Raw genomic sequence first — 3,540 nt, 5'->3', positions numbered from 1 at the left:
TTCCAGGTCAGGGCGGCATAGGCTTCAAGCGTGTCGGCATCGGACAGGTCGGGGTAGAAATACTGGAGCAGGCCGACGTTGTAGCCGAGATCGCCGGTAATCTTGCCGCTGTAGCCGCCATAGACGTCCCATTCCATGTTGGCATCGCCAAACTCGACATTGGAGCCCCAGGTTCCCAGGTAAAAGCCGCTGGCGTGGGCGTAGTCGAAACCGCCCTGGATGGCGGGATCCTCGTCGGTCTGGGAAACGCCGCGGAAGGCGTAGTCGGAGAAAAATCCCAGGTTGCCGGTGAGGCTGTGGGGGCTGCTTTCTTCAGCCGCCATGGCCAAGCCGGACATGCCTGCGAGGCCGGCCGCAACCACAGCGTGTGCAAGTTTTTTCATGAAGTGTCTCCAGAATTGAGGGCGCGCAAGATTGCTCCACTCATTCAGCACAAGCTGTGCCAGACATCATTTCATTTAAAAAACAAACGGTTGAATCAATAAACCCACTAAATCAGGAATCGGCCGCACTTTCGTGGTGCGTCATGAAAACACCATGCACCCTCTTTGTGCTGCACGCCACAGCCGGATGCCGTGCCGGATGGATGCAGTGCTTGCTACACTCTCTGCTTACTGGAGAGCGTCATGAACCCGAATCCGAAATTTCCCACCCCCGCATTCATCAACGACCTGGTCGGCAAGCTGGGCGATGTGCTCAAGCAGTCGCCGGCGAAGGACATCGAACAGAACCTCAAGGCCGGGGTCACCTCGATGCTTGGCAAACTCGATATGGTGAGCCGCGAGGAATTCGACGTGCAGACCGAAGTGCTGGCGCGCACCCGCGAAAAACTCGCGCAGCTGGAAGCCCGCCTGGCCGAACTGGAAAAGCAGCAGCGCGAAGAAGAATAAAAATGGCCGTCGCCGTCGTCAAAAGCCGGGCGTTAAACGGCATGCACGCGCCCGAGGTGGTGGTCGAGGCGCATCTGGCCAACGGCTTGCCGGCATTCACGCTGGTCGGCCTGCCGGAAACCGAAGTGAAGGAGGCGCGCGACCGCGTGCGCGCGGCGATCCAGAACGCGCGCTACGAATTCCCGGCGCGCCGCATCACGGTCAACCTCGCTCCAGCCGATCTGCCCAAGGAATCCGGACGCTTCGATCTGCCGATCGCACTGGCGATCCTCGCCGCCTCCGGGCAGATCCCCGCCGACAAGTTCAGGCACGCAGAATTCGCCGGCGAACTCGCGCTGACCGGCGAGCTGCGCCCGGTGCGCGGCGCGCTGGCGATGGCGCTGGCCACCCGCGCGGCGCAGCGGCAGCTGGTGCTGCCCGCGCAATCGGCCAGCGAAGCGGCATTGGCCCGCGGGGTCGAGGCACTGGGGGCAGCCAGCCTGCTCGATGTCTGCGCCTGGCTCGCGGGGCAGGCCCCGCTCATCGCGCCCGAACCGGATGCCGTGCCGCTCGTGCCGGACTATCCCGACTTTGCCGACGTCAAAGGCCAGGCCGCCACCAAGCGCGCGCTCGAAGTCGCCGCGGCGGGCGGCCATTCGGTGCTGCTGGCGGGGCCGCCCGGCACCGGCAAGTCGATGCTGGCCGCGCGCTTTCCCGGCATCCTGCCGGCGATGGACGAGACCGAGGCGCTGGAAACCGCCGCGCTGCAGTCGCTCAACGGCGGGTTCCAGCACCGGCACTGGCAGCGCCGGCCGTTCCGCGCGCCGCACCACACCGCATCCGCGGTGGCGCTGGTGGGCGGCGGCGGCAATCCGCGCCCGGGCGAAATTTCGCTGGCGCACCACGGCGTGCTGTTTCTCGACGAGCTGCCGGAGTTTTCGCGGCAGGTGCTGGAAGTGCTGCGCGAACCGCTGGAAACCGGCCACATCACCATTTCGCGCGCGGCGCGGCAGGCCGACTTTCCGGCGCGCTTCCAGTTGGTGGCGGCAATGAATCCCTGCCCCTGCGGCTACCTCGGCCATCCCACCCAGGCCTGCCGCGACACCCCGGACCAGATCGCGCGCTACCGCGGGCGCATTTCCGGGCCGCTGCTCGACCGCATCGACATCCAGGTCAGCGTGCCCGCACTGACGCAGGACGAACTGATGCAGGCTGCTGCGGGCGAACCCAGCGCCGCCATCCGCGCCCGCGTGCAGGCGGCGCGCGAGCGCCAGATGGCGCGCCAGGGCAAACCCAACGCCGCGCTCGGCACCCAGGAAATCGACCGCCACTGTGCGCTGGATGCCACCGGCGAAGCCCTGCTGAAACAGGCGATTGCACGTCTCAACCTGTCGGCGCGCGCCTACCACCGGGTGCTCAAGCTGGCGCGCAGCGTGGCCGACCTCGCCGCCTGCGATGCCATCACGACGGCCCATCTTGCCGAGGCGATCCAGTACCGGAGGCAGGCGTGAGTTCGGCTCACTCCTCCTGGCGGGAAGAGAAGCAGTCGGCCTGGCTCTACCGCGTTGTTGCCGAATGCGAACGCGGCACGCCGCGCGAAGCCCTGTTCAAGGAACTGGCGCAGGCGGCCGACGAACAGGCGGACATCTGGCTGGCCGCCATCGCCCAGAACGGTGGCGAGGTGCCGACGGCTTTCCGGCCCGACCTGCGCACCCGCGCCGTTGCCCGCCTCACCCGCGTATTCAGGCCACGTGCGATGCGCGGCATACTGGCGGCGATGAAAGTACGCGGCATGGTCCTGTATACCCAGACGCCGCCGCATGGCACGCCGCTGAAAGTCGACGACATCGGCAAGCGCCACCAGAACGGTGCTGCCGGCAACGTCCTGCGCGCCGGGGTGTTTGGCGTCAACGACGGGCTGGTATCGAACGCCGCACTGATTTACGGCGTGGCCGGCGCAGCGCCGGAACCGGCCGTCATCGTGCTGACCGGCGTGGCCGGGCTGCTGGCGGGCGCATTTTCGATGGCGTCGGGGGAATACATTTCAGTGCGCTCGCAGCGCGAGATGTTCGAATACCAGATCGGGCTGGAGCGCGCCGAGCTGGAAAGATATCCGCGGGAAGAAGCGGCCGAACTGGCGCTGATCTACGCCGCCAAGGGCATGTCCACGGACGAGGCGCGGCGGCTGGCCGATACGCTGATGCAGGATCCCGAGCGCGCGCTCGACACCCTGGCGCGCGAGGAACTCGGCCTCAACCCCGACGAGCTCGGCTCGCCCTGGGTAGCGGCGGCCTCGTCGTTTACCGCCTTCACCGCCGGCGCGGCGTTGCCGCTATTGCCGTTCCTGTTCGGCCACGGCAATGCGCTTGCAATCTCGATCGCGCTGACCGCGCTCGGGCTGTTCGCCGTCGGCGCCTGCATGAGCCTGTTCACCGGGCGCCACGCCGCACTCAGCGGCTTGCGCATGCTCGGCATCGGTGGCGCGGCGGGATTGGCCACGTATTTCATCGGCACCTGGCTGGGGGTGTCGCTAGTGTCGTGACTCAGAAATATCGCAACATGAAACGGCGTCTTTTTCCGCATGGCGGCGTTGCTCGTCGTTGCCATAGAGTCGACTATGTCGCCCACCCGCAAGGGGTAGGCCGTGGTTGTAAAGCCGATAAATCGGCAA

Annotated in this window: 4 protein-coding genes; 3 read left to right on the top strand and 1 reads right to left on the bottom strand. The window is 66.4% G+C overall.

The annotated features are described in order from the left end of the window. A partial coding sequence (locus Q0L94_RS01520; protein ID WP_296749411.1) for a TorF family putative porin occupies positions 1–383 on the bottom strand: 383 nt, incomplete at its 3' end. Between the two features lie 243 nt (positions 384–626). Between Q0L94_RS01520 and Q0L94_RS01515 the strand changes: the two genes are divergently transcribed. The 3 genes from Q0L94_RS01515 to Q0L94_RS01505 are packed head-to-tail and all read left to right on the top strand — an operon-like array spanning position 627 to position 3,411. After that, positions 627–890: an accessory factor UbiK family protein gene (locus tag Q0L94_RS01515; protein WP_296749410.1), complete on the top strand. Its 264-nt coding sequence runs from the start codon at positions 627–629 to the stop codon at positions 888–890. 2 nt (positions 891–892) lie between these two features. Further along, on the top strand, positions 893–2,380 hold the full coding sequence (locus Q0L94_RS01510) for a YifB family Mg chelatase-like AAA ATPase (RefSeq protein ID WP_296749408.1): 1,488 nt from the start codon (positions 893–895) through the stop codon (positions 2,378–2,380). Further along, a complete protein-coding gene (locus tag Q0L94_RS01505) occupies positions 2,377–3,411 on the top strand; it encodes a VIT1/CCC1 transporter family protein (RefSeq protein WP_296749406.1) in 1,035 nt (344 codons plus the stop codon). The genes Q0L94_RS01510 and Q0L94_RS01505 overlap by 4 nt, the downstream gene beginning before the upstream one ends. The last annotated feature ends 129 nt before the right edge of the window (positions 3,412–3,540 follow it).

The sequence above is a fragment of the Thiobacillus sp. genome (assembly GCF_024708915.1).
This window is presented reverse-complemented; position numbering and strand designations above follow the sequence as displayed.

Excerpts from the sequence above, each read along its gene's own strand:
- Q0L94_RS01515 (WP_296749410.1), top strand. The coding sequence starts at position 627 with ATGAACCCGAATCCGAAATTTCCCACCCCCGCATTCATCAACGACCTG.
- Q0L94_RS01510 (WP_296749408.1), top strand. The coding sequence starts at position 893 with ATGGCCGTCGCCGTCGTCAAAAGCCGGGCGTTAAACGGCATGCACGCG.